This is a genomic window from Corallococcus sp. AB018 (assembly GCF_003986945.1).
In the GTDB taxonomy this organism is placed as follows: domain Bacteria; phylum Myxococcota; class Myxococcia; order Myxococcales; family Myxococcaceae; genus Corallococcus; species Corallococcus exiguus.
On the sequence record NZ_RAWR01000091.1, the window covers coordinates 13,393 to 37,346 of the forward strand.

The window sequence follows — 23,954 nt, forward strand, 5'->3', positions numbered from 1 at the left end:
CGGGCCTCCAGCGCCTTCGGGAAATCCGCCATGCAGATTCTCAAGCACAAGACGAACATCGACTTCATCAGCAAGCGCAAGCCGGCGCTCTTCATCTCCACCCTCATCAACCTGGCCATCATCGTCGGTATCGCCGCGGTGGGGTTCAACTTCGGCGTGGACTTCGCCGGCGGCACGGTGGTGGAGCTGAAGTACAACACCTCCACCACCGCCGCGCAGGTCCGCGAGAAGGCCCAGGCCGGCGGTCTGCACGACGTCAGCGTCCAGGGCATCGGATCCGCGGATGAGAACTCCTTCCTCCTGCGGATGGGCGGCGTCACGCAGCTCACGGAGGAGAACGCCGAGCGTGCGAAGACGGCCATCCAGGGCCTGGGTGAGACGCGCAACGTCTACGCCGACATGGCGAACGGCATCGTGAACTTCCGCTCCGCGCAGCCCCTGTCCGTAGAGGCGGTGAAGAAGGCCGTGCAGGACGGCGCGGGCATCGGCGTGCAGGAGGTGCGCGACCTGGGCGCGAACCAGGGCGGCACCGGCTATGACTACCAGGTCGTCGCGAGCGGCATGGCGGACAAGGTGTACTCGGCGCTGAGCGCGGGCCTGGACAAGCCCGACTTCGAGCAGCGCCGCGTGGACTACGTGGGCCCGCAGGTGGGCAAGCAGCTGCGCAACCGCGGCATCATGGCGCTGGTGTACTCGATGCTCGCCATCCTCCTGTACGTGGCGTTCCGCTTCGACTTCAAGTTCGGCCCGGGCGCGCTCTTGTCCATGCTCCACGACGTGGTGATGGTGGCGGGCTACTACCTGGTGAGCCGGCGCGAGTTCAACCTCACGTCCATCGCCGCGCTGCTCACCGTGGTGGGTTACTCCGTCAACGACACCATCGTCATCTACGACCGCATCCGTGAGGACATGGTGAAGTACAAGGGCAAGCCGCTGCCGGAGATCATCAACATCGCCGTCAACGACACGCTGGGCCGCACCATCCTCACGTCCGGCGTGACGGCGCTGTCGCTCATCGGTCTGCTCATCTTCGGCGTGGGCGAAATCTTCGACTTCGCCATGGCGATGCTGGTGGGCATCCTCGTGGGCACCTACTCGTCCGTGTACATCGCCAGCCCGCTGGTCATCTGGCTGGACGAGCGCGCGCACGCCCGCGAGGGCCACTCCGGTGGCTCCAAGCAGGAGCCGAAGACGGCCTGAGCTGTCTGACGTCTTGATGCGACGAGGGCCCTCCTTCCCATGTGGAAGCGAGGGCCCTTCGCTTTTCAGAAGCGCGCGCCCAGCGTCAGCGACGCGTCCCTCGCGGCACCGCGCACTCGCCGTGCAGGTTGGGGGCAGGAAGGCAGGCGAGCGCGCGTCTGAACAGACGTGCAGGAGGGTGGTGTGAGTGGACGGGTTGGACTGCCTTGGTCGGACGTCTGAGGTACTGTCCTTCGCCATGCGGTGGTTGCTTCCAGATGTCGTCGAGCAGGAGGTCGGTTCGCTCGCGGGTGAACTGTCGCTGCACCCGTTGGCGGCGAGGGTGTTGCTCCACCGGGGCTACCGCACGCCGGAGGCGGCGTCGGCCTTCCTGTCGGACCGGCTGGCGGACCTGCCGGACCCGTTCCGGATGAAGGGCATGGGCCCCGCGGTGGAGCGCGTGCTGCGCGCGGTGCGGCTCAAGGAGAAGGTGACGCTCTACGGGGACTACGACGTGGACGGCGTGTCCTCCACGTCGCTCATGTACCTGTTCCTCAAGGAGCTGGGCGCCACGCCCTCCACGTACATCCCGCACCGGCTGGACGAAGGCTACGGCCTCAACCTGGGCGCGGTGGAGCGCATCGCGCAGGACGGCACGCGCCTGCTGGTGACGCTGGACTGCGGCATCACCTCCGTGGCGGAGATTGCCCGCGCGAAGGAGCTGGGCCTGGAGGTCGTGGTGGTGGACCACCACACGGTGCCGCCCACGCTGCCGCCCGCCACCGCGGTGCTCAACCCGCACCAGCCCGGCTGCGAGTACCCCACCAAGGTGCTGTGCGCCGCGGGCGTGGCCTTCAACCTCTGCATGGGCCTGCGCAAGCGGCTGCGCGACGACGGCTTCTTCGCCACGCGCAAGGAGCCCAACCTCAAGGCGCTGATGGACCTGGTGGCGCTGGCCACCGTGGCGGACGTGGTGCCGCTCACCGGCGCCAACCGCATCCTCGTGGCGCACGGCCTCCAGGAGCTGTCCCAGGGCCGCCGCCCCGGCATCCGCGCGCTGAAGGAGGTGGCCGGCCTGGAGCCGGACGCCACCGTCACCGCGGGGCAGGTGGGCTTCCGCCTGGGGCCCCGCATCAACGCCGCGGGCCGCCTGCATGACGCGTCGCTGGGCCTGCAGCTGCTCTGCGCGGACTCCGTGGAGACGGCGCGCTCGCTGGCGCAGGTGTTGGATCGCGCGAACGCGGAGCGGCAGGGCATCGAGAGCGGCATCCTCACGCAGGCGCTGGCGCAGGCGGAGGAGCACAAGGACTCGCGCGGGCTGGTGCTCTACGACGAGGGCTGGCACCCGGGCGTCATCGGCATCGTCGCGTCGCGCGTGGTGGAGCGCTACCACCGGCCCACGGTGATGGTGGGCGTGAAGGACGGGGTGGGGAAGGGCTCGGCGCGCAGCATCGAGGCGTTCCACCTGTACGACGCGCTCACCGGGTGCTCGGACCTGCTCATGCGCTACGGCGGGCACAAGCACGCCGCCGGCCTCACCATCGACGCGAAGCAGCTGCCCGCATTCCGCGAGGCCTTCGCGAAGATTGCCCTCCAGCGGCTGACGCCGGAGGACATGATTCCTCGCTGCCGCGTGGACGCGGTGGTGAACCCTCGCGACCTGGACGCGACGGCCGTCGAGTCGCTGCAGCGGCTTGGGCCCTTCGGTCAGGGCAACCCGGAGCCGGTGCTGGTGCTGCGCGGCCAGCAGGCCCGGCCTCGCGTGCTGCCCGCGAAGTCCGGGGTGCCTGGCGCGGGGCACCTGAAGCTGGCGCTCGTGGACGCTCCGGAGCTGGATGCCATTGGCTTCGGCATGGCGGACCGCGTGTCGCTGGTGGAGGGGCCGGTGGACCTGGCCTTCCAGGCCGGCTTCGACACCTTCCGCGGCCAGCGCAAGCTGTCCCTGCGCCTCAAGGACGTGCGTCAGGCCGCCTGACTCAAGTCCGAGGTTCCTGCCCGCGCTACGCGAGCCCCCAGCGCACCCGGCCCGGCGACATCAGCGCGCCGGCCCGCGCCAGCTCGTTGAGGCGGAAGCGCTCCGCCTGCCGCTCGAAGGCGGTGCGGCAGCCCTCCGAGCAGAAGAAGTACCGGCGCTTCTTGTACTCCGACGACGGATGGCTCTCCGGCGCCTCCAGGTGCCTGCCGCACACCGGATCCCAGTGCCGGGTGTTGCCCTGCCCGTGTTCCTGTTCGCCGTTCATCTTCCACCTCCAGCCCGACGCCCCTGACTCCCCCAACCGGCGCGAATGTAAGCAGGGGGCATGCCAGGGGTCCATCTCCTTGGAATACCAAGCAGGGGGCCGTGCCCGCGGGCGCGAGGGAGGGGAAAAAGTTCAGCCCCCGCCACCGCTTCCCAGGTGGGAAGGGCGCGGGGGCCGAAGGGACAAAAACGGGTGGTGCTTCAGAAGCCGATACCGACGCTGCCGCCCAGGAAGAAGTCGTTCGCATAGCCGCGGCGTAGCCCCGTGGCCTCAATGCGGAACATGAATCGCGCGCTACGGCCAGGGCGGCCACGGATACCCAAGCCGTACTGGAGGACGGGCTTGAGTCCGTTCACCTGGGTCTCGTCCTCACCCACGGCGATGCTGGTGTTCTGGTAGGCGAGTCCGCCGCCAGCCTGAACGAAGAATCCGAAGTCCGACTCTCCGAAGCGGAACACCCAAGCAGGCGCGAGCGTGAAGTAGTGAAGCCGCGTGACCCCCTTGATGAAATCCGTGCCGTCACTGAGGCTGCCGTATATCCAGCGCAGGTCGGCGATGAAGCCTTGGCGCCACATCTCGTTCTCCGTCTTGAGCGCGCGACCAAACTCATACGTGGCTCGCACGCCCAGGGCGGGCTTGTTGTCGGAGAAGTTGCCTCGAGCGCTGTCCACCATCAACAGACCGCCCACCAGCTCCACCGCGACGCCCAGGCTTGGGTCGTCCAAGCGGGCCATGCTCTGGAAGCCGTCGTCATTCTCTCGCTCGGCGGCCTCGCGGAACTCGTCCGTTTCGTCCACCAGCCTGCGGCGGCGATCGTAGGCGTCGTCGTCGTCCTTCTGGGCCTTCTCCTGGGCGCGTTCGGCTTCCTGCTCCGGGTAGGCGTAGGGGTCGTCGTCATCCGCGCTCTGGGCGAACGCGACAGGGGTGAAGAGCAGGCTGCCGGCGAGGCAGGCCTTGAGCCAGGTGTTCAAGGGAGCGGGCCTCACTGGAAGATGCTGGGGCAGGTGGTGCCGCCCGCGGCGCTGGCCGGGCAGAGGTTGGCGCCGATGAGCAGCTCGCGCGGGATCTGCAGGTGGTCCATGAACTCGTTGCAGACGGCCTTGCGCAGATCCAGGTCGGAGATGTGCGAGATGATGGCGGCGGCGGGGACGGCCAGCGAGAACTGGGACTGATCCCCCAGCACCAGCTGCGTGTACTGGTAGATGCCCGGCTTCGCGGGGTCCGTGTCGTAGTACGCGGAGACGATGTCGCGCTGCAGCTGGGCCTCCTGGCCGGTGGAGCGGCCCGCCTGGTAGAGCGCGGTCGCCAGCAGCGTGCCCACCTGGTACTCGGCGCCGTCGGCGGAGAAGGTGCCCACGTCCTGCTGCTGCACGCGGGCGTACAGGAGCGCGCTCATGCAGCGGTCCCCTCGCGACAGATCTCTCGCGTCCGTCACCCCGGCGAAGGGGCCGCCGTCGAACGAGGTCGACATGAAGCGCGGGTCACACCCGCTGACGCTGCGGCAGGTGGCGCCGTAGGCGTGGTAGTCCGCCAGGCCCTCATCGAAGGACTTGAGCACGTTGGCGCCCTGGCTGGGGTTCCCCGCGGACCAGTTGGACAACGCCACGGGCAGGGACTGGCCGGCGTACGCCAACCGGTTGAACACCAGGTGCGAATACTCGTGCGCCATCACCGCCGCGTTGAGGGGCAGCGGGGCGCGCTGGATCTGATCGAACGGCAGCACCATGAACGACTGGAGCACCGGGTAGAAGATGGCGTTGTCGCGCGCCGGCTCCTTGCTCACCTGCGCCTGGATGAACTCAGGGAAGTAGTAGAGCGTCGGCGTGGGCTCGAAGGAGACGACCTTCACGTTGGCGACGGTGCGGAAGTACTCGTTGGCGCGCTCGAGGTTGTAATACGAGGTCACCATGTTCCAGGAGTGGAAGTCCGCGGGCCAGAGGACGTCATCGCCCGTCTTCTCGTCCTTCTGGCTGATGTAGCTGGCCTTCACGTCGTGGCCGGACTTCTTGAGCAGCACTTCCGCGACGTTGTCCGCGGTGGCGTTCTGGAGCGCGGGGTCGTTCACGTCGATGACGATGCGCGCACCGCCCTGGAGGTCGCCGACGGTGCCCTTCAGGCCGACGACGTCCTCGATGGTGGTGAGTTCGACCTGCGTGGGGACGTACTGGCCATTGCTGGAGCGGGACAGGACGGAGACCTTGACGGGGGCCTCGCTGTCCGGCGCGCAGCCCGTGGCCAGGGCCAGCCCGACGGCGGCGGTGGTGACTGTTCGGAGCATGACGCCGTTTTACTCCGGACCGCTCAGAACGTGTATTCCCCTCCGAGTGTGAGCAGGCCGGAGGTGTCCGCGGGGAGGTCCACCGGCACGTCCCGCTGGAGGGCCACGGAGGCCCACAGCCGCACCGCGTCGCCCAGGCGGACCGTCCACCGGGTGGCCACCACGTGGGCCACGCCCTCACCCGGCACGTACCGGGTGAAGGCGTAGGACAGCTGGCCCCGGAGGGCGGGGGTGAGGCGCCAGGAGAGGGACGGCCTCAGGTCCCAGCGGACCGGGGCGGAGGGGAAGCCGGTGGTGGCGTTGACCTCGCCCAGGCGCCGCGCCACGGCCGCGCCCAGGTCGCGCAGCTGGCGGCGGCGCAGTCCCGCCAGGGCCTTGCGGGCGGCCACCCGGCTTTCGAGCTGGGCCTCCAGCTGGTCCGTCTCCGCGTCGGTGAACTGGCCCGCGGTGAGCGGGTCCTCGCTGTAGAAGGCAAACGCCCCTCGCAGCCCCAGCTCCCATTGGCCCTTCCAGAGGAGCCGCGCCCCCAGCGTGGGGCGGGCCGACCAGAGGATGTCCTCCTGGGCATAGCGCTCCGTTGCGGCGCCGTCGGAGACGGTGAGCAGCTGGCGGCGCAGCGGGTTGCGGCTGACGCCCACGCCCGCGTCCAGGCCGTACTCCCAGGTGCCGAAGCCCGCCGAGTCCCAGGCCGCTCCCAGCTGCACCGCCTGGCTGCCGGATCCCGTCCGGGCGGTGAGGCCGGGGACGTTGAGGCGGGGGCGCTCCTGGGTCAGCTCCGTGTCCGAGGCCTTGGACAGGCCCAGGCTGACGACGCCGGACAGGAGCCAGTGTTCGCCCGCCAGGTGATCCATGCCCACGGAGAGCTGATGGATGGCCGCGGTGCCGGATTCCGGACGCACGCCGGTGTAGCCCAGCGTGACGAAGGTCGCTTCCCCCACACCCACGTCGCCCAGAAGGCTCCACAAGGCATAGCCGTGGCCGCCGCTCGCCTCGAGCGTGACGGAGCTGTCCGCCGCTTCCGCCCCTGCGCTTCGCGCCCCCAACAGCGCCAACAGCACCCACCCCGCGCGCATGCACGGGGGCATGCCCTTGGGCCGGCGGCGGGTCTCCAGGTCCCCCTGCATGGGGGCTTCAACCCGCGATTCAATTCCCGGTTGCGGGGACGTGCGCGCCTGCCTGCTCATGCGCCCGTCTTCCGAGGGAGATGACGGTGAAAACACGGGGGCTTTCGGGCCATGGATTCCTTGACGCGTCGTTTCCACGATCCGCTATGGTGCCCGGCCTTCCTTCCCGAACCAAACGCAGGCGGTCTCCATGGCGGTCCCGTTCATTTCAGAGGTCAAGCGTACCCACACGTGCGGTCAGCTCACGGCCGCGAACGTTGGCGAAGAAGTGGTCCTCTTCGGCTGGGTGCACAACCGCCGCGACCATGGCGGCGCGGTGTTCATCGACCTGCGGGACCGCGAAGGGCTCACCCAGGTGGTGTTCGAGCCGGACAGCAAGGATGCCCATGAGACGGCCGGCCACCTGCGCCTGGAGTACTGCGTCGGCATCAAGGGCAAGGTGCTGTCGCGCGGCAAGAACGTGAACCCGAAGATGAAGACGGGTGAGATCGAGGTGAAGGCCTCGGACCTGACCATCTTCAACCGCTCGGAGCCCACGCCGTTCCTCATCGAGGACAACGTGGAGACGTCCGAGGAGAAGCGCCTGGCGCACCGCTACCTGGACCTGCGCCGCGGGCCGCTCCAGAAGACGCTGATGACGCGCTCGAAGATGAACACGCTGGCGCGCTCGTACATGGCGGGCAACGGCTTCCTGGAGCTGGAGACGCCCTTCATGGGCAAGTACACGCCGGGCGGCGCGCGTAACTTCCTGGTCCCCAGCCGCCTGAACCCGGGCAAGTTCTACGCGCTGGCGGAGAGCCCGCAGCTCTACAAGCAGCTGTTCATGGTCGCGGGCTTCGACCGGTACTTCCAGATCGTGAAGTGCTTCCGCGACGAGGACCTGCGCGTGGACCGGCAGCCGGAGTTCACGCAGATCGACGTGGAGATGAGCTTCGTCACCCAGGACGACATCTTCACCATCATCGAGGGCCTGCTGAAGAAGCTGTGGGGCGAGGTGCTGGGCATCGACATCCCGACGCCCTTCATGCGCATGGACTTCTACGAGTCCATGGCGAAGTACGGCAACGACAAGCCGGACCTGCGCTTCGGGCTGGAGCATGTGGTGCTCACCGACGTCATCCGCGAGCACGGCGCCGCGGGCGGCGTGCCCATGATGTGGGACGCGGTGCAGGAGAAGGGCATCGTCAAGGCGATGGTCGTCCCGGCGGAGAAGGCGCTGTCCCGCGCGGAGAGCGACAAGCTGGAGGACTTCGCGAAGCAGGCGGGCGCCAAGGGCCTGGCGCGCGCGAAGGTGGGCGAGGGCGGTGAGTGGACCCAGTCCCCGCTGTCCAAGACGATTACGCCGGCGCTGCGGCAGGCCATCAACCAGGCCGTGAACGCGAAGACGGGCGACCTCATCCTGTTCCAGTTCGGCCGCGAGTCGCTGGTGCACACGGTGATGGCGAACCTGCGCGTGCACGTGGCGAAGAAGCTGGGGCTCATCCCCGAGTACGGCAGCGGCGGCCAGTGGAAGTTCCTCTGGGTCGTGAACCCGCCCCTCTTCGAGTACGACGAGGAGACGAACACCTGGGCGGCGGCGCACCACGCCTTCACCCGTCCGCACGACGAGGACGTGCAGTACCTGGGGACCGACCCCGGCCGCGTGAAGTGCCACCGCTACGACGTGGTGCTCAACGGCTTCGAGATTGGCGGCGGCTCCATCCGCCTGCATGACCCGAAGGTGCAGAGCGAGGTGTTCAAGGCGCTGGGCATCCAGGAGGAGGAGGCGCGCGTGAAGTTCGGCTTCCTGCTGGACGCGCTCAAGTTCGGCGCGCCCCCGCACGGCGGCATCGCGCTGGGCATGGACCGCCTGGTGATGCTGCTCACCGGCGCGGAGTCCCTGCGCGACGTGATTCCGTTCCCCAAGACGAAGACGGGCACGGACACGATGACGGGCGCTCCCGGCGACGTGGACGAGAAGCAGCTGCGCGAGCTGCACGTGCGCTCGGTGCCGCTGCCGCAGAAGTAGTCAGTCACGTCCCGCCGGGAGGTAGACACTCCCGGCGCGCTGCTTTCGTTGCTCGCCGCACCCCGGGCCGTTCGAAGGGCCCGGGGCAGTGGCTGGAAGCCGACGGACAGCCCCCCGGCACGGCTGGACATCCCGGTGGCCGTGGCCATTGGGGACCCGTGGCGTGCGAGGGGGAGGGCGCGATGCGGGGACGGGCGTTCGGGGCCTGGGTGCTGGCGTGGGCCCTGCTGTGCTCGGGGCCGGCCTTCGCGGCCGAGACGACGAAGATGCCCCCGGGGCTCACCGGTGGCTGGGGCGGGGCGCGCGGACTTCTCTTCGAATTGGGTGTGGCGCTCCAGGTCCGCTACGTGACGGAGCTCGCCTTCAACGCGCGCGGTGGCAAGGGCCATGCGCTGCGGCAGGCGGGCCAGCTCAACGTGGGGCTGGGCCTGGACATGGAGAAGCTGGCCGGGCTCAAGGGCGGCACCTTCCAGTTCACGTTCACGTACCGCAACGGCAACAACCTGAACGCGGACATGGAGCTGGGGAACCTCCAGTTGGTGCAGGAGGTGTACGGGCGCGGCAACGTGGGGCGCCTCACGCAGCTCTGGTGGGATCAGCTCTTCTTCGGCGAACAGGTGCACCTGAAGCTGGGGCGCATGACGGTGGGCGAGGACACGGCGGACTTCCCCTGCGACTTCCAGAACCTGTCCTTCTGCGGCGCGCAGCCCGGCAACATCGTGGGCAACTACTGGTTCAACTGGCCGGTGAGCCAGTGGGCCACGCGGCTGCGCGTGGACCTGGCGAAGGTGGCGTACGTGCAGCTGGCCGCGTACGAGATGAACCCTCGCAACCTGGAGGAGGCCTTCTATCTGGGGCGCTTCAGCGGGGCGACGGGCGTGATGCTGCCCCTGGAGCTGGGCTGGAACCCGAAGTTCCGCGGCGACCGGCTGGAGGGGCTCTACAAGGTGGGCGTCTGGTACGACACGTCCAACGCGCCGGATGTGTTGCTGGCCGGCGTGGAGCGCGATGGGAGATACGGCATCTACTTCGTCGCGCGCCAGCAGCTCACGCACGTGGCGGGCTCGGAGAACGAGGCGCAGGGCCTCAACGTCTTCGTCCGTCTGACGCACACGGACCTGGACACCTCCACGCAGGACGGCCAGTACACGCTGGGCCTGGGCTACACGGGCGTGTTCGGCCGGGCGGATGACGACGTGGGCTTCGCGCTGGGCGCCACGCACACCAACGGGCGCTACGTCACCGCGCAGCGGCAAAAGCAGGCGCAGGACCCCGGCACGCCCATCCCTCGCACGGAGTACCTGGGCGAGCTGTACTACAGCCTCCATGCGACGCCGTGGCTCGTGCTGCGGCCCAACTTCCAATACATCCGCCCCGGCGGTGACGAGGACGCGCGCAACATCATCGTCCTGGGCCTCAAGGGGGCGCTCACCCTGTAGGGCATGTGGGGAGAGGGCCCCCTTTCCGTGCCGCTTCGCGGGTGGCCTAGAGTGGGGCCATGGCCTTGTCACCCTCGTGGGATGCGTGGCTGTCGGAGAACCTGCTGCGGGGCGTGCCTGAGGAGGCGCTGGCCCAGGCACTGGTCGCCGGAGGGGTGGCCCCAGAGGAGGCTCGTTCGGAGGTGGCTCGCGCGCGGCGGCACCCGGCGGTGGAGGCTGGGGGCTCGCGAGGGGCGCTGGGGGCGGAGGTGGTGTCGCTCCTGGACGTGCGCGCGGCGCTGCATGCGCAGTCCCGCAGGACGGTGGATCGGCGGCGGGGCGTGTCCGCGGAGGAGTTCCAGGCCCGCTACTACCGTGCGCACCGGCCCGTCGTCCTGGAGGACTTCCTGCAGGGCTGGCCGCTGTTGGAGCGCTGGCGGCCGGAAGCGCTGGCGCGGGATTACGGCGACGTGGAGGTGGAGGTCATGGCGGGCCGCGAAGCCCGCGTGGACCATGACGTGTCACCGGATGCGTGCCGCACGGTGATGCGCCTGGGCGACTTCCTCCGCCGGCTGGAGCACGGCGGGCCGTCCAACGACCTGTACCTCACCGCGCGCAACTTCGCGCTGGAGCGGCCGGAGCTGCGGGGGCTGCTGGAGGACCTGCGGCCGGCCCCGGGCTTCGTGTACCCGAAGCGGCAGCACGGGAGCATCAAGCTGTGGGTGGGGCCCGCGGGCACGCACACGGCGCTGCACCATGACGTGGACTCGGTGCTGTTCTGCCAGGTCCACGGGCGCAAGCGCTTCTGGCTGGTTCCGTCGTTCGAGACGCCTCGCCTGTACAACCGCGAGCACGTGTGGAGCCCGGTGGACGCGGCGGCGCCGGACCTGGAGCGCTTCCCGGACTTCGCCACCGCGCACGTGCACGAGGTGGTGGTGGGCCCGGGGGAGATGCTCTTCATCCCCGTGGGCTGGTGGCACCAGGTGCTCGCGCTGGACGTGAGCGTGTCGCTGACGTTCCAGTCGCTGGAGGTGCCGGGCGGAAACGCGCGGTGGCACACCTTCGGTTGAGGTGTGCCCTCCGCTTCAATGGCTTGCGTCAGCCGTTGAGGTTTTCGTCCTTCGGCGTTTCAGGAAGGGGCGGTGTGGACGGCGGCGGCGTGGGCGATGGTGTTTCAGGCGTCCGCTTCCGGCTGAGGTCCTCCTGCGCGGGATCACAAGGGGGATTGGGGTTCGGGACGATCTTGTATGAGTTCTCGGGAGGCGTCATGGAGTCCGCTCGGGGTGGATGTGAACGACCCAAATGGTTCAGCCCGATTCAAGGGGGCTGGCGATGACGTCTTCCCTCCCCCCTGTATGGAGAACGTGGCTCGCGGAGAACCTTGCGCGTGGGGTGTCTTCCGAGAGCCTCGTGGCCCGTCTGGAGACGGCTGGAATCGCGCCAGAGGTTGTCTGGGAAACGATTCGGGCCGCGGAGATACATCCGGCGGTGATGCGGGCGCGTGAATTCACGACACGTCTGGGATTGCTTGAATCACTGCTGGAGACACGGTCGGTGTCGCGACGGCAGGCATTGCCCGCGTCGCGCGTGGAGCGGCGGTCCCGGCTGGCGCCAGCGGAATTCTTCACGGATTACTACCGGCGCAACCGGCCGGTTGTCATTGAAGGCTTGATGGAGGACTGGCCGGCGCGAACGCGGTGGACGCCCGGGTGGATGGCCGAGCGTTTCGGTGACGAGACGGTGGAGGTGATGGCGGGGCGCGATGCGCAGGAGCTGCCGGACCTGCATGCGGACCGCCTGCGCCGGGACGTGCCGCTGCGGGAATTGCTGACGCGGTTCGACGGTGCGCCGGCGAACGACATGTATCTGGTGGCTCGGAACAGCCTGCTGTTGCGTGACGCGTTCCGGCCGCTGCTGGAGGACCTGCGTGCGCCGGAGGGTTACATCCATCCGGACCTGCATGGGCCCGACCGCGTGCACCTGTGGCTGGGGCCGGCGGGGACGCTGTCCAACCTGCATCATGATCATCTCAACGTCCTGTTCTGCCAGGTGTGGGGACGCAAGCAGGTGTGGCTGGCGCCGTCGTGGGAGACGCCGTGGATGTCCAACGTGCGCGGCTTCTACAGCGCGGTGGACGTGCTGGCGCCGGACCTGGAGCGCTTCCCGGACTTCGCCCGGGTGGCATTGCACACGGTGGAGGTGGGGCCGGGGGACACGCTCTTCATCCCGGTGGGGTGGTGGCACGCGCTGCGGGCAGTGGAGCCGAGCCTGTCGGTGACGTTCGTGAGCTTCGAAGAGACACCTGGGATGAACACCTGCTGGCGGGAGGGCTGGCTGGGCGCCACGCCTCCGGAGGAGCACCGATGAGAGCTTCGCGTGAAGTGGAGGCGGGGACCTCGCCGCTGACACCCGAGTGGCGGCGGTGGCTGGTGGAGAACCTGGTGCGCGGTGCGTCGCCGAAGGAGTTGGTGGCGTCGCTGGAGAAGGCCGGGGTGTCGGCGGAGCAGGCGCGGCGGGCGGTGGAGGTGGAGCAGGAGGAGCCCTTCGTCGCGGGCGCGCTGCGCGCGGTGGGCATGCAGCGGAAGCTGGAGGGGCTGCTGGACGTGTACGCGGAGCTGTTCCAGCAGACGGATGGACCGCCGCGCGTGGACCGTCATGCCGCGCTGACGCCCGCCGCGTTCTTCGAGCGCTACTACTTCGACAACCTGCCCGTGGTGCTACGGACGGAATGGCGCGCGTCGTTGGAGCCGGAGGCCTGGAGCCCCGGGAACGTGGCCTCGCTGTTGGGCGAGCGCGAGGCGAGGCACGCGTGCTGCGTGCCCCTGTTCGAGGACTCGCGGCTGGAACGCCTGGCCCGGGGGCTGACGCCGCTTCGGGGCTTCACGGCGGAGGACGCTCGTGCGTGCGAGCCCCGCCTGTGGTGGGAGCCGCCCGGCGCGGAAGTGCCCCTGCGCGCGGCGCGGCGCAACGTGCTGCTGGCGCAGGTGCATGGGGAGCGGCGGCTCCAGCTCGTTCCGGCCTTCGAGTTGCGGCGGATGGCCCTGGCGTCGCCGGAGCCTGACGACGCACCCCTGCGCCTGGACGTGACGCTGTCGCCGGGAGAGTGCCTGCTGCTGCCGGTGGGTTGGTGGTACGGCTTCAGCGCTCCCGGGGGCGGCGTCGCTGTCTCATTCGAGGCCTTCGCGCTGCCGGAGCCGAACGTGACCTGGGACGCCGACGCGGAGCCCCAGCCTTCGCCGCTGCCTCCTCGCGACTGAGGGCCGCGGGCGCTACTGATACAGCAGCACCTTGTCCACCCAGTGCATGTTGGGTTGCTTCTTGTGCCAGTCGAGGCGCTCGGCTCGCAGCGCCTGGGAGGGCTCTTCTCCGGACTGGATGCGCTCGCGCACCGCGCGGAAGAACGCGCCCGCGTCGTTGGGGATCTCCGCCGTGGCAGCGAAGACGGCCCTCGCTCCCGAGGCGACGAACGCCTGCGGCAGCGATGACGTCTCATGCAGGATGGGCGGGAGGCGGGCCGCGCTGCATGCGCCCAGCACCACCAGGGGGGCGCCGTGCAGATGCCGACGGCGCAGCTCCTCCGCTGTGAGCGCGTAGCGGCCGTCCTGCTGCGGCGACAGCGCGATGACCGTGGCGTCCGACAGCGCGCGGTCCACCATTCCGTGCGCGTGGATGTCGATGTCCGTGGCCTGCTCCATCGCCTCCAGCACGCGCTCGGGCGTGGCCTGTGCGCCCTTGAGCCGCAGGAGCCGCTGCGCACCCGCCAGGTCCAAGTCCGCCGCCGAGGGCAGCCGCGCCAGCTTCAGCGTCAGGGGCGGCTCCACATCCGATACCACGACGTGCAGGGGCGGCTTCGCGGGTGACGACGCGTGCGCGCCCGTGCTGACCCGGTAGCTCCAGGCCAGCTCCACCGGCAGGATGCCCGCGCGGCTGTCCAGGGGCGGCGCGGCCAACACCGCCACGCGGGGACAGTCGCGCAGCAACTCCACCAGCTCGCCGGGCACCAACCCCGTCAGGTCATCGCGCAGGGGCACCGTGCGCGATGCGTCATAGTGGCCCTGCACCTGGCCGCGTGGACCGCGCACCACTGTCACGGTGCGCTCCGCCTCCACCGCCGCAGCCAGCACGCAGCCCTCCGGCACGGGCACCTGGAGGCTTTCGGCCACCACGTCCATGGCCTCCCGGAAGGCCCCGGCGTGGCCCGCGCTCACCGCGAGCGTCTGGAAGGCCACCGCCCTGGCGTCGCGCGCATCCGCGTTCACCCGCAGGAGCGGCTCCGCCTCCGCGATGGTCTGCCGCAGCACCCGCTGGCCCTCGCGCCAGTCGCGGTCCACCGCGAAGCGTCCCCGGATGAGCGTGGCCAGCACGCGCCGGCCCGCGTTCTCGCGAAGCGGACTCACCCGTGCCAGCTCCGCCATCAGGAGTGCCTCGTCGGACGGACGGGGCGCCAGCCGCGCCAGGTCCGCGAGGATCCACGCGCCCTGGAGCCCGGGCGTCTGGCCGCACGCCAGCGACTCCTCCATCTCCTGCCGCGCCTCCTGAGGACGGAAGCGCATCAGCGCCAGCGAGGCCAGGTTGCGGTGCGCCTGCGTGCGCGCCACGCAGTTGTCGGGCTGACGGGCCAGGGACTCGGTGAGATAGGCGCGTGAGAGCGCCACCCGCACCTGGAAGCGCGTCGCGTTGGCCAGCATCACCAGCGCCTGTCCCTCGCGTTCCCATTCGCCCAGCGCGGCGGCCTCCTGCCACGCGGCCCTCGCGGACTCCTCGCCTTCCACCAGCCGGTTCGACGCGGTCGCGCGGCTGCTCAACCGGATGAGCAGATCCACGCAGCGCAGGGGCAGCTTCTTCGCGCGGCACTCGCCCAGCGCTTCCCGCAACCGGTCCCCGGCCTGCGTCCCCTGGCCCGACAGGTCGTCCAGCCGCGCGCCCTCCTGCTCCACGCGCGAGAGGATCCAGGGATCCGTCTCGCCCACCGTCAGGGCGCGCAGTTCCTCGTGCGTGCGCGCCACGCCCGGCGTCCGCAGCAGCGCGCCCAGGAGCAGGTCCTTCGCCGTGGGCTCCTGGCGCAGCCGTTCGATGAGGCTCGCGGGGGTGGGGTGCGTGTCTTGAACCAGCTTCGCGTACTCCCGCGCGAGCGGCGCCCGGCGCGCGAAGTCCTGCACCGCCAGCCGCCGCACGGTGTCCTCCAGCACGGTGCCCCCGCCGGCCGCGTGGTCCAGCACCTCCGCGAGCGGCAGCAGGGCCTCCACCTGAGCGGAACTCTCCGACGTGGCCAGCAGCTCGTAGAACGACTCGCGCGCCATGCCCGGGAAGCGGGCCGCGGCCTCCACCGGCAGGGGCGCCTGGGGCGAGCGCAGCCGGGCGTGGAAGGCCTCGCGCGTGGCCTTCCATGCATCCGCCCGGGCCTGGAACCGGGCGCGCAGCGTCCGCGCCTGCTCGCGCGCCTCGTCGCTCCAGCCGGGCTCGCCCTTCGCGGCCACCGCTTCGAACGCCGTGGCGGAGAGGAGCGTCAACCCCAGCTCGCGCGCCACCACGGCGCGGTTCCATCGCGCCTGCGGGTGCTCGGGCATGGCCTCCAGCGTGGCGTCCAGCAGGGTCAGGGCTTCGTCGGAGTGGCCGCGCAGGATGGCGACGGCGGCCAGGTCACTGTCGCGGTCCAGCGAGGGCGACGCGCGCTTCAGGTACGCGAGCCCCTGCTCCGTGTCGCCATGCAGCAGGTAGCTGACGCCCACGCCGTGCGCGTCGCCGCGCTCCTCCAGGCTGGACAGCGCGCCCAGGGGCACCGGCGGGGCCAGCACATCTCGTCCCCGCGGGGGCGCATGGGGGCGGTACACGTCCGCGGCGGGGAGGCTCAGCCGTACTTCCAGGGGACGGTGGGCCGCGTCCGAGAGCCACAGCGCGGGCGTCTCCGGCCCGGCGCCTCGCTGTTTCCAGCCGCGCACGGCGACGAAGCCCAGCGCCATGCAGAGCGCCAGGGCCACGAGTCCCCAGACGCGCGCCACGCCTGTGCGCCCCGGAAGGCGCGTGCCTCGGGGCGTTTGCCGCATGCCAGCCATCCGGGGCCTCCCGCGTGCCCCCGCACCATCTCCGCGGGTCCTGCGGGGCCCAGTCTACGGCCAATGCCCCCGGGCATGACAGACCCGGGGGCGAGGAGGTGTCCGGAGGTGTGACGCCTACTCCACCTTCAGGGGGGGACGGGTGGCCTCCACGACGCGGTGGATGGGGTACAGCTCGCCCACCGTGAGGCTGTCATCCAGGAACTGCCAGCGGCAGAAGCCGTCGTCCGAGTGCGGCTCCAGCAGGTAGGTGATGAGCGTGCCAGTGCGCTGGTCGGTGGGGACCTTGAGGGTGCCGGCGGGGAACTCGCGCTCGGAGCGCTCGGGGGCCACGGTGAGGATGGTCTCGAAGCGCACCGGCTTGGGCTTCTGGCTCAAGGGGACTTCGTCCTGGCCAGGGGGCGGCACGTTGGCGGCGACGTCCGGGCTGAAGGTCTGCTCGCGGCGGGCGATGCGGTAGCTGTCCACCTGGAAGCGCTGCGCCTTGGCCAGCTTCTCGAAGCGGATGCCGTGGCCTTCCAGCCGGGACGCGAGCGACGCGGGCACCAGGTACGCGGACGGCGTGCTCACCGACTGCGTGGGCACGAAGGTGCGGTAGTGCGGCGTCTTGTAGACCTTCTTGCGCTTGCCCGGGTAGCGGCGCGCCTGGATGCTGGCCTCGTCGAAGGAGTTGATGGCCGCGATGTCCTTGCCCAGCACGTAGGCCGGGTAGTCGAACACCAGCGCCCCTTCCGCGTCGCGCTGGGCGACGCCGAAGTTGATGCCCACCCATTCCTTCGCGTCGGGGGACTTGCCGCGCGCGATGATGGTGGCCTCCTCGAAGGACGTGGCGGTGCGGTAGTCCTTCGCGTAGCGGGCGGCGTCGCGGATGAGCTCCAGCACCCACGCGCGGATGACGGCGCAGCGGCGGGGGAAGTCGATGTAGCTGTAGGTCTCCAGCAGCACGTCCAGCCGGCCCAGCAGGCCCCGGTAGTGGCTGCCGAAGCGGGGCAGCGCGGGGTAGGTGTGCCAGCCGGAGGTCGGGTCGCCTTCCTTGAGGAAGTTGCCGTACCAGAAGCTGTCGAAGCCGTGCTTCTTCTTCACGGCGGCGGACACGCGCTCGGCCAGCTCGCGGTTGAAGTCCCGCGACATGTGCATGAGGTCCGCGTTGCCGTGCGGGATGTCGAAGGTGAGGTCGAAGCCGTGGATGCTGCCGTCGGTGGTGTGGCAGTCCACGAACAGGTGCGGCCACCACGTCTGGTACAGCTTCGCCATGGCGCGCGTCTCCGGCGCCTCCTGCTTCATGTTGTCGCGGTTGAGGTTCCAGCCCTCGCCCGTGTAGCGCATGCCCACGCCACCGGGCGGGTTGACCTGGCCCTCCAGGTTCTTCAAATCCAACGCGCGGTTGCCCTTGCTGATGCGATCATTGCCGTCCGGGTTGAAGTTGGGGACGAACACGAGGCACAGCCGGTCCAACAGCTTCTTGCCCAGCGACGTGAGCGTGAGGTCCCGCGCGAGCGCCTGGAGGGTCTCCTTGCCCTCCACCTCGCCGGCGTGGATGTTGGCCTCCACCATCACGATGATCTTCTTCTGCTTGTTCGCCAGCTCCGGCGTGAAGCAGTTGCGGTCGCTGAGGATGAGCGCCATGAGCGGCTGACCTTCACCGCTCTGGCCGAAGTCCACGCGCTTGGCGAGCTTCGTCTGGGCACACAGGGCGTCGACGAAGGCGACCACGTCGGCGCTGCGGGACGTTTCCTGGTAGTCGGTGGCTTCCGCGCGGGTGAGCAGCTTGGGAGTGGGCATAGGTGCCGCGCATCCGAGCGCTCCGGCCCTGCCGCGTCAAGCACGCGCGATAGGGGGCCGTCTTGCCGCGCCGTGGCGGTGTCCCATATGAAACCCCGACGAAATTGTGCAGTGGAGGGGGCCTCATGATGCGCAGTGATCAGCGGCACGTCTGGGGCGTGTTGTTGGCGGGCGCCGCGGCGCTGTCTGGCGCCGGCTGCAAGAAGGAGCAGCCCGCGACGGTGGACGCCGGCGTGGCGGCCGTGGCCGTGGTGGACGCGGGCACCCGGGGCGTGGACGCGGGGACGGTGGCGAACGGGGGGAAGCCGCTGCGCTTCTCGAACGTGGGGCTCCAGCGCGCGGAAGACGGCAGAGTGACCGTGACCTACACGCTCACCAACCCAGGCACGGCGCAGGCGCGCGAGAAGGTGTGCCTGATGCTGCTCGACGCACATGAGCTGGCCATCGAGGTCGGGGGGCTGGGGAGCATCACCGTGAAGGGCGGGTTGGAGGACACGTTCGAGGACCGGGTGTACGTGGACGACCTGAAGTGGAACCAGGTCCGCTCCTTGAGGCTCTTCACGACGGCGGCCAACGACTACTGCTCCGACACGCCCATCAAGCCTGCCAGTGAGCCCTTCCGGATGCTCCCGACGGGAGCCCCCGCGCCCGCGGACCTACCGCTGCCCGATCCACCCCCGGCGTCGCTGGCGGAGGACTTCGAGGTGTCCGGCCTCCAACTGCACCAGGCCGGGACTCCGGAGGGCCCCTCCCTCACCTTCACGGTGAAGAACGTGAGTGACCACCGGGCCTCGGGGGCGGGATGCCTGCGGGCCTACGCGCAAGAGGGCTCACCCGCTTTGGAAGAGGTCGAGGTCGGGGAGTTCGATCTGGCCCCGAAGGCTTCGTCGACCCAGACGGCCCCCGTCGCCTTTCATCGCGCCAGACACTGGGAGGAGGCGACGGTGCTGCGCTTCTTCGTGGGCCCCTATGGCTGCGTGATGTCGGAAGGGGCAGGCGGCCCGGGCCATCCCGTCCCCCTCCCGGAGAAGGCCGGCAGCGAAGAGGTTCATCATGATGCGGAGTGATTGGCCGGTGCGGATCCTGTGCGTGCTGCTCCTGTGCGGCGCGGGGGTGTCCGGGTGCAAGAAGGAACAGCCCCAGGCGAGCGCGCCGGTGGACGCGGGCGTGGTGGCCACGGCCCAGGCGGGGGGCCCGGAAACGAAGCCGGTGGCGAAGGTGGCGAAGCCGCTGAAGTTCTCCGGCGTGACGCTCAAGCGGAACCCGTACTTCGTGAACGTCACGTACACGCTCACCAACCCCGGGGCGGCGCAGGGACGTGGGGAGTCCTGCCTGGCGCTGCTCGACGAGATGGGCTTCGTCACCTACGAGCGGAACCTGGGAAGCATCACCGTGAAGGGCGGCACGGACGACGTCTTCAACGACAACGTCTACCTGCCGCAGGAGAACTGGGATTCGGTCCTGACGGTGCTGCTGTACACGGTCAAGGGGGGGCGCTGCGAGGGGGCCGACTTCCAGGCGGCCAGCGAGCCGTTGCGACTGCGTGCCACGGGAGAGCCCGCCTCCGCGGACGCGCCGGCCCCCCGACGGCCAGGAAGACTGGAGCCGGGAGAAATGGAGCTGTCCGGCCTCAAGCTGTGGCAGGGAGGCGAAGGCGACGAGTACCAACTCCGATACACGCTGAAGAACGTGAGCAGGCGGCGCATCAATGCCCAGGTTTGCGTCCAGGGGTATGGAACGGACGAGGACGTGAGCGAGGACAGGGCCTCCGTGTTGGCGAACAACCTGAGCATGCACAGCCTGGCACCCGGGGCGACAAAGACCTTCACCGAAAGGGTCGACCTCTCGGATAGCCAGCGTTGGGACGAGGTGGTCGCGCTGGACGTGTTCCTCGATGCGCGGGGATGCGAGTCGAAGCCGGAGAAGGCGCCGGTCCGTCTGCGGTTCGACAAGCCCGCGAACGTCCACGCCCCCCGTGAGGGATGGCCGCCGCTGGACGCGCGCGATGCCTTCGACCCCGAAGAGGAGACGACGGAAGAGGAAGCGCCCAGCGCCGAACCCGCCGAGGATGAGACGGGGATGGACGAGAGCGACGCCTACGAGCCCGAAGAGGAATTCCCTCAGACACCGACGCCTTCGGATGAAGAGACGGCGGACTGAGGGCCGCGCCATGGACCTGACCACATCCCCGCTGTTCGAACGGCTCCAGCGTGCGGATCACGTGCTCCTCGCGGGCGCGGGAGGCGGCTTCGACATCTACTGCGGCCTGCCGCTGTATTTCCGGCTGCGCGCGATGGGCAAGCGCGTGTCGTTGGCGAACCTGAGCTTCACGGTCCTGGACCGCGTGGATGGACGCGTCGTGGCCCCGGGTCTGATGGAGGTCCGCGCGGAGACACAGGGGCCGGCGCACTACTTCCCGGAAGGCGTGCTCGCCCGATGGTTCCAGGCGCGAGGCGAGTCCGTCTCCATCTACTGCTTCGACAAGGTCGGGGTCGCGCCGTTGAGCGCGGCCTGGGTCGCATTGCAGAAGGAGCTGGGCTTCGACACGGTGGTGCTGGTGGATGGCGGCACGGACATCCTCATGCGCGGGGACGAGGCCGGGCTGGGCACACCGGAGGAGGACATCTCCAGTCTGGCGGCGGTGGATTCGCTGACGCTGCGGGACAAGCTCATCGTCTGCCTGGGCTTCGGCGTGGATGCGTTCCACGGCATCTGTCACGCGCACTACCTGGAAGCTGTCGCGGACCTGAGCCGGCGCGGGGCCTACCTGGGCGTCACCGCGCTGCTGCCAGGGATGCCGGAGGTGGACCGCTACCGCGAGGCGGTCATGTTCTCCTCCGAGGAGATGGCCCGGCGCCCGAGCATCGTGTCGCTGTCGGTGGTGGGCGCCATCGACGGGGACTACGGCGACCAGCACCGCACGTCGCGGACGCAGGGCAGCAAGCTGTTCATCAACCCGCTGATGAGCATGTACTGGGCCTTCGACCTGGACGCCGTCGCCCGGCGCTGCCTGTACCTGGACCAGCTGCGGGATACGACCGCGAGCTGGGAGGTGTCAGCCTGCATCGAGACCTTCCGCGCCCGGCACCCCACGAAGCCGTGGGAGGACATTCCCGTCTAGCGGCCCGGGCGGCCGGGGGCTGACAGGCAAGCGGCGCCTTGGGGCCTTCCGAGCGGGGAAGCGGGACTCCGCCCGGAAGCGGGCGTGCCTACGTTTCACCCCAGAGGGCCGGGACCCTCGGGGAGACGACCATGTGGACACGCCACTTCAACGGGCTCGTCGTGCTGGGTGTGATTGGAACGGTGAGCTTCACTGCGGGGTGCAATGAGCGCCAGCAGCAGGCCGTCAACGAGAACGCCCGACAGGCCGGGCAGGAGGTAGGCGAGGCCGCCAAGGACGTCCAACATGGAGCCAGCCGGGCCGCGGAGAGCATCCGCGAGTCCAGCCGCGAAGCCGCCGACGGTTTCCGGGAAGGCGTGGGCGGCTCGGGTGACACGACTTCCGAGGAACAGAAGGCCGACGAGCGGAGCGGGGACGGGCCGGACATCGGCCGCAACCCGGGCGTCATCAACGACGGGGAAGGGCCGCTGGAAGAACGCTGAAAGACGCAACGCGCCGGACACGCCGCGGCCCGGCGGTGTGTTTGAATGTGGACCATGGTTGTGGCCCCAGCCCTCCGTGGTCCCCTTCAGTCCCTTCTACGCGTGTCGTGCCTGTTGCCGTGCCTGCTGACGGTGGCGTGCGTGACGACGCACGAGGCGACGCGCGCCCCCACGTTGGAGGAGAAGTGCGACGGCGGGAGCGCCTGGGCCTGCGAGACCTGGGCGAAGCAGCTCCAGGTGGACAACCGGACGGAGGAGGCGGACCGGGCCCTGGGGCTCGCGTGCGCGATGGGCTCCACGTCCGCCTGCCTGTCGCAGGGCAAGGACCGGCTGTCTCGGGGCGACCTGGACGGCGCGGAGTCTCCGCTGCGCAAGGCGTATGAGGAGGACTCGGAGGAGGCCACGCTGGCGCTCGCGGACCTCGAGGACGCGCGCGGGGACGTGGCGGGTGCGGCGCACTTCCGTTACGAGGCGCTGTCCATCGACAAGTCGACGACGGAGTTCGCGTTCGGCTGGCGCGTCCCGTTCGACGGCGGCATGGGCCTGGCGATTGATGTGAACGTGCAGCCCATGGGGCTCAAGGCCCGCCGGCTGACGCTGGGCGCCAACATCAGCATGGACCCGAAGCGGGTGTCGCTGAACGCCACCGTGGGCTACCAGCACTTCGTGACGAACTGGTTCGCGCCCTATGCCCGGGCGCTGGTGGGCCCGTACATTGATGACTCGGCCTCGCGGCGCACCCCCATCAACCTGGGCGCCGAGGTGGGCATGAAGTTCTTCGCGGGCCCCCTGGGCCACCTGGGCACCGGGTTCGGCACCTCGCTGGACGGCTCCACCTACTACTTCCTCCAGGCCGGGCTGGACTGGGTGTTGACGCTGGTGGTGCTCGCGCACATGTGAGGGCTCAGGCCACGCCCAGCTTGGGGCACACGTCGTTGAGGAGGCACTCCGAGCACTTGGGCTTCTTGGCCACGCAGGTGTAGCGGCCGTGCAGCACCACGGCGGGGCCGAAGAAGGTCCAGTCGTCCTTGGGCACCCGCTTCATCAGGTCCGTCTCGATGGCCTCCGGCTTCTCCTGCTTCGTCAGGCCCAGGCGCTGGCTGACGCGGGCCACGTGCGTGTCCACGATGATGCCGGAAGCCTGCTGGAAGGCGGTGTTGAGCACGACGTTGGCCGTCTTGCGCGCCACGCCGGGCAGCTCCACCAGGTCCTCCATGCGGTCGGGCACCTCGCCCTTGTGGGCGTCCAGCAGCGCGCGGCTCATGGCCTGCACCGTCTTGGTCTTCTGCTTGAAGAAGCCGGTGGGCTTGAGGTCCTCTTCCAGCTCCGCGGTGTCCGCGTCCGCGAGCGCCTGGGGGCCGTCGTACTTCTTCCACAGCTCGGCGGTGACGCGGTTGACGCGCTCGTCGGTGCACTGCGCGGCCAGGATGGTGGCCACCAGCAGTTCGAAGGGCGTGTTCCAGTTCAGCTCGTACTTCGCGTCGGGATACTTCTCACGCAGACGTTCGAGCACCACGGGGACGAGGGCGGCGGGTTTCATGGGTGGGTCCTCACATCGACCGTTCGACGAGCGCCGTCAACTCCGCGTCCGTGAGCGGGAGCGGATTGCCCTTCATGCTGCTGGCGGCGCGGGCCTTGGTGACAAGTTCAGGGATGGCCGCGTCGGTGAGGCCCATGTCGCGCAGGCCCCGGATGCGCACGGCGTGGACCAGGTCCTTCACCCAGAGGATGCCGTCCTCGGCGCGGGCGTTGGACTGGCCGGTGAGCAGCACCGCCAGCTCGCGGAATCGGGGCAGGGCGGGGTGGTCCGGAGCACGCGAGCGCAGCGCCTCCAGGTTCAGCTCCAGCGTGGCCCCGAGCAGCGCGGCGCACAGCGCGCCATGGGCCGCGCCGAGCATCCCGCCCAAAGGTGCCGCGAAGCCGTGCACCGCGCCCAGGCCTGAGTTGGCGAGGCACAGGCCGCCGAAGAGGCTGGCGATGGCCAGGTCCTCGCGCTCCGCCGGACCTGGGCCATGCAGCACCGCCTTGCGCAGGGAGCGCGCTGAACGCTGCATGCCTTCACGTGCGAGCGCGTCCGTGAGCGGCTGGGCGCGGATGGACAGGAACGGTTCGATGAGTTGCGACAGCGCGTCCAGGCCGCCGGCCGCGAGCAGGCCCTTCCGGGCGCCATCGTTGATGGCGAGCGTGTAGCGGAAATGGCGACGCAGCAGCTTGTAGACGGGGTGCGGGTCCGGGAGGTTGCGCATCGTCGCCATGACGAACGGCTCGG

General features: G+C 69.8%; 20 protein-coding genes. 12 read left to right on the top strand and 8 right to left on the bottom strand.

Annotated elements, in window-relative coordinates; translation table 11 throughout:
* Positions 1–30 precede the first annotated feature (30 nt).
* Positions 31–1,200, top strand: a complete 1,170-nt coding sequence (gene secF, locus D7Y11_RS20375; protein WP_126934531.1) for a protein translocase subunit SecF — start codon at positions 31–33, stop codon at positions 1,198–1,200.
* 238 nt (positions 1,201–1,438) lie between these two features.
* On the top strand, positions 1,439–3,154 hold the full coding sequence (recJ, locus tag D7Y11_RS20380; protein ID WP_126934532.1) for a single-stranded-DNA-specific exonuclease RecJ: 1,716 nt from the start codon (positions 1,439–1,441) through the stop codon (positions 3,152–3,154).
* A gap of 25 nt (positions 3,155–3,179) precedes the next feature.
* On the opposite strand, the gene D7Y11_RS20385 is transcribed toward recJ, so the two are convergent.
* The 4 genes from D7Y11_RS20385 to D7Y11_RS20400 form a co-directional block, all read right to left on the bottom strand.
* Positions 3,180–3,419, bottom strand: coding sequence for a YHS domain-containing protein (locus D7Y11_RS20385; RefSeq protein ID WP_126934533.1), 240 nt, complete (start codon positions 3,417–3,419; stop codon positions 3,180–3,182).
* Positions 3,420–3,619: 200 nt separating this feature from the next.
* Positions 3,620–4,390 carry a hypothetical protein gene (locus D7Y11_RS20390; protein WP_126934534.1) on the bottom strand — a complete coding sequence of 257 codons (771 nt, stop codon included), beginning with the start codon at positions 4,388–4,390 and terminating at the stop codon, positions 3,620–3,622.
* Between the two features lie 11 nt (positions 4,391–4,401).
* The gene (locus D7Y11_RS20395; protein ID WP_121752149.1) at positions 4,402–5,697 is read right to left on the bottom strand and encodes a hypothetical protein; all 1,296 of its coding nucleotides are present in this window, start codon (positions 5,695–5,697) and stop codon (positions 4,402–4,404) included.
* 23 nt (positions 5,698–5,720) lie between these two features.
* Complete coding sequence (locus D7Y11_RS20400) at positions 5,721–6,821, bottom strand: hypothetical protein (RefSeq protein WP_126934535.1); 1,101 nt, start codon at positions 6,819–6,821, stop codon at positions 5,721–5,723.
* A 190-nt stretch (positions 6,822–7,011) separates the two neighbouring features.
* On the opposite strand from D7Y11_RS20400, the gene aspS reads away from it, so the two are divergent.
* From aspS to D7Y11_RS20425, 5 genes are all read left to right on the top strand, one after another.
* Positions 7,012–8,829: an aspartate--tRNA ligase gene (gene aspS, locus D7Y11_RS20405; RefSeq protein ID WP_126934536.1), complete on the top strand. Its 1,818-nt coding sequence runs from the start codon at positions 7,012–7,014 to the stop codon at positions 8,827–8,829.
* Between the two features lie 182 nt (positions 8,830–9,011).
* A complete protein-coding gene (locus tag D7Y11_RS20410) occupies positions 9,012–10,268 on the top strand; it encodes a carbohydrate porin (protein ID WP_126934537.1) in 1,257 nt (418 codons plus the stop codon).
* Positions 10,269–10,327: 59 nt separating this feature from the next.
* Entirely contained in the window at positions 10,328–11,317 is a 990-nt protein-coding gene (locus tag D7Y11_RS20415) for a cupin-like domain-containing protein (RefSeq protein ID WP_126934538.1), read from the top strand.
* Between the two features lie 484 nt (positions 11,318–11,801).
* Positions 11,802–12,614, top strand: coding sequence for a cupin-like domain-containing protein (locus tag D7Y11_RS20420; protein ID WP_121752144.1), 813 nt, complete (start codon positions 11,802–11,804; stop codon positions 12,612–12,614).
* Positions 12,611–13,504: a hypothetical protein gene (locus tag D7Y11_RS20425; RefSeq protein WP_126934539.1), complete on the top strand. Its 894-nt coding sequence runs from the start codon at positions 12,611–12,613 to the stop codon at positions 13,502–13,504. The genes D7Y11_RS20420 and D7Y11_RS20425 overlap by 4 nt, the downstream gene beginning before the upstream one ends.
* 12 nt (positions 13,505–13,516) lie before the next feature.
* Here the strand turns inward: D7Y11_RS20425 and D7Y11_RS20430 are convergent, their stop codons facing one another.
* Entirely contained in the window at positions 13,517–16,291 is a 2,775-nt protein-coding gene (locus D7Y11_RS20430; protein ID WP_126934540.1) for a CHAT domain-containing protein, read from the bottom strand.
* 126 nt (positions 16,292–16,417) lie between these two features.
* Positions 16,418–18,082 carry a M14 family zinc carboxypeptidase gene (locus D7Y11_RS20435; protein WP_120580154.1) on the bottom strand — a complete coding sequence of 555 codons (1,665 nt, stop codon included), beginning with the start codon at positions 18,080–18,082 and terminating at the stop codon, positions 16,418–16,420.
* A gap of 125 nt (positions 18,083–18,207) precedes the next feature.
* On the opposite strand from D7Y11_RS20435, the gene D7Y11_RS43360 reads away from it, so the two are divergent.
* The 5 genes from D7Y11_RS43360 to D7Y11_RS20460 all read left to right on the top strand — a co-directional run bounded on the left by D7Y11_RS43360 (position 18,208) and on the right by D7Y11_RS20460 (position 22,585).
* The gene (locus tag D7Y11_RS43360; RefSeq protein WP_158641969.1) at positions 18,208–19,149 is read left to right on the top strand and encodes a hypothetical protein; all 942 of its coding nucleotides are present in this window, start codon (positions 18,208–18,210) and stop codon (positions 19,147–19,149) included.
* On the top strand, positions 19,136–20,242 hold the full coding sequence (locus D7Y11_RS20445) for a hypothetical protein (protein ID WP_126934541.1): 1,107 nt from the start codon (positions 19,136–19,138) through the stop codon (positions 20,240–20,242). The genes D7Y11_RS43360 and D7Y11_RS20445 overlap by 14 nt, the downstream gene beginning before the upstream one ends.
* 10 nt (positions 20,243–20,252) lie before the next feature.
* The gene (locus D7Y11_RS20450; protein WP_126934542.1) at positions 20,253–21,203 is read left to right on the top strand and encodes a DUF1152 domain-containing protein; all 951 of its coding nucleotides are present in this window, start codon (positions 20,253–20,255) and stop codon (positions 21,201–21,203) included.
* Positions 21,204–21,334: 131 nt separating this feature from the next.
* Positions 21,335–21,685: a hypothetical protein gene (locus D7Y11_RS20455; protein WP_199733927.1), complete on the top strand. Its 351-nt coding sequence runs from the start codon at positions 21,335–21,337 to the stop codon at positions 21,683–21,685.
* A 141-nt stretch (positions 21,686–21,826) separates the two neighbouring features.
* Positions 21,827–22,585, top strand: a complete 759-nt coding sequence (locus D7Y11_RS20460) for a hypothetical protein (protein ID WP_147452232.1) — start codon at positions 21,827–21,829, stop codon at positions 22,583–22,585.
* Positions 22,586–22,589: 4 nt separating this feature from the next.
* Here the strand turns inward: D7Y11_RS20460 and nth are convergent, their stop codons facing one another.
* Positions 22,590–23,225, bottom strand: a complete 636-nt coding sequence (nth, locus tag D7Y11_RS20465; RefSeq protein ID WP_120580159.1) for an endonuclease III — start codon at positions 23,223–23,225, stop codon at positions 22,590–22,592.
* Positions 23,226–23,235: 10 nt separating this feature from the next.
* A partial coding sequence (locus D7Y11_RS20470; protein WP_233607342.1) for an iron-containing alcohol dehydrogenase occupies positions 23,236–23,954 on the bottom strand: 719 nt, incomplete at its 5' end.

What these genes read in the sequence shown, in the direction of transcription:
- secF (WP_126934531.1), top strand. Translation starts at nt 31, where the DNA reads ATGCAGATTCTCAAGCACAAGACGAACATCGACTTCATCAGCAAGCGC.
- recJ (WP_126934532.1), top strand. Translation starts at nt 1,439, where the DNA reads ATGCGGTGGTTGCTTCCAGATGTCGTCGAGCAGGAGGTCGGTTCGCTC.
- D7Y11_RS20385 (WP_126934533.1), bottom strand. Translation starts at nt 3,419, where the DNA reads ATGAACGGCGAACAGGAACACGGGCAGGGCAACACCCGGCACTGGGAT.
- D7Y11_RS20395 (WP_121752149.1), bottom strand. Translation starts at nt 5,697, where the DNA reads ATGCTCCGAACAGTCACCACCGCCGCCGTCGGGCTGGCCCTGGCCACG.
- D7Y11_RS20400 (WP_126934535.1), bottom strand. Translation starts at nt 6,821, where the DNA reads ATGCAGGGGGACCTGGAGACCCGCCGCCGGCCCAAGGGCATGCCCCCG.
- aspS (WP_126934536.1), top strand. Translation starts at nt 7,012, where the DNA reads ATGGCGGTCCCGTTCATTTCAGAGGTCAAGCGTACCCACACGTGCGGT.
- D7Y11_RS20410 (WP_126934537.1), top strand. Translation starts at nt 9,012, where the DNA reads ATGCGGGGACGGGCGTTCGGGGCCTGGGTGCTGGCGTGGGCCCTGCTG.
- D7Y11_RS20415 (WP_126934538.1), top strand. Translation starts at nt 10,328, where the DNA reads ATGGCCTTGTCACCCTCGTGGGATGCGTGGCTGTCGGAGAACCTGCTG.
- D7Y11_RS20425 (WP_126934539.1), top strand. Translation starts at nt 12,611, where the DNA reads ATGAGAGCTTCGCGTGAAGTGGAGGCGGGGACCTCGCCGCTGACACCC.
- D7Y11_RS20430 (WP_126934540.1), bottom strand. Translation starts at nt 16,291, where the DNA reads ATGCGGCAAACGCCCCGAGGCACGCGCCTTCCGGGGCGCACAGGCGTG.
- D7Y11_RS20435 (WP_120580154.1), bottom strand. Translation starts at nt 18,082, where the DNA reads ATGCCCACTCCCAAGCTGCTCACCCGCGCGGAAGCCACCGACTACCAG.
- D7Y11_RS43360 (WP_158641969.1), top strand. Translation starts at nt 18,208, where the DNA reads ATGATGCGCAGTGATCAGCGGCACGTCTGGGGCGTGTTGTTGGCGGGC.
- D7Y11_RS20445 (WP_126934541.1), top strand. Translation starts at nt 19,136, where the DNA reads ATGATGCGGAGTGATTGGCCGGTGCGGATCCTGTGCGTGCTGCTCCTG.
- D7Y11_RS20450 (WP_126934542.1), top strand. Translation starts at nt 20,253, where the DNA reads ATGGACCTGACCACATCCCCGCTGTTCGAACGGCTCCAGCGTGCGGAT.
- D7Y11_RS20455 (WP_199733927.1), top strand. Translation starts at nt 21,335, where the DNA reads ATGTGGACACGCCACTTCAACGGGCTCGTCGTGCTGGGTGTGATTGGA.
- nth (WP_120580159.1), bottom strand. Translation starts at nt 23,225, where the DNA reads ATGAAACCCGCCGCCCTCGTCCCCGTGGTGCTCGAACGTCTGCGTGAG.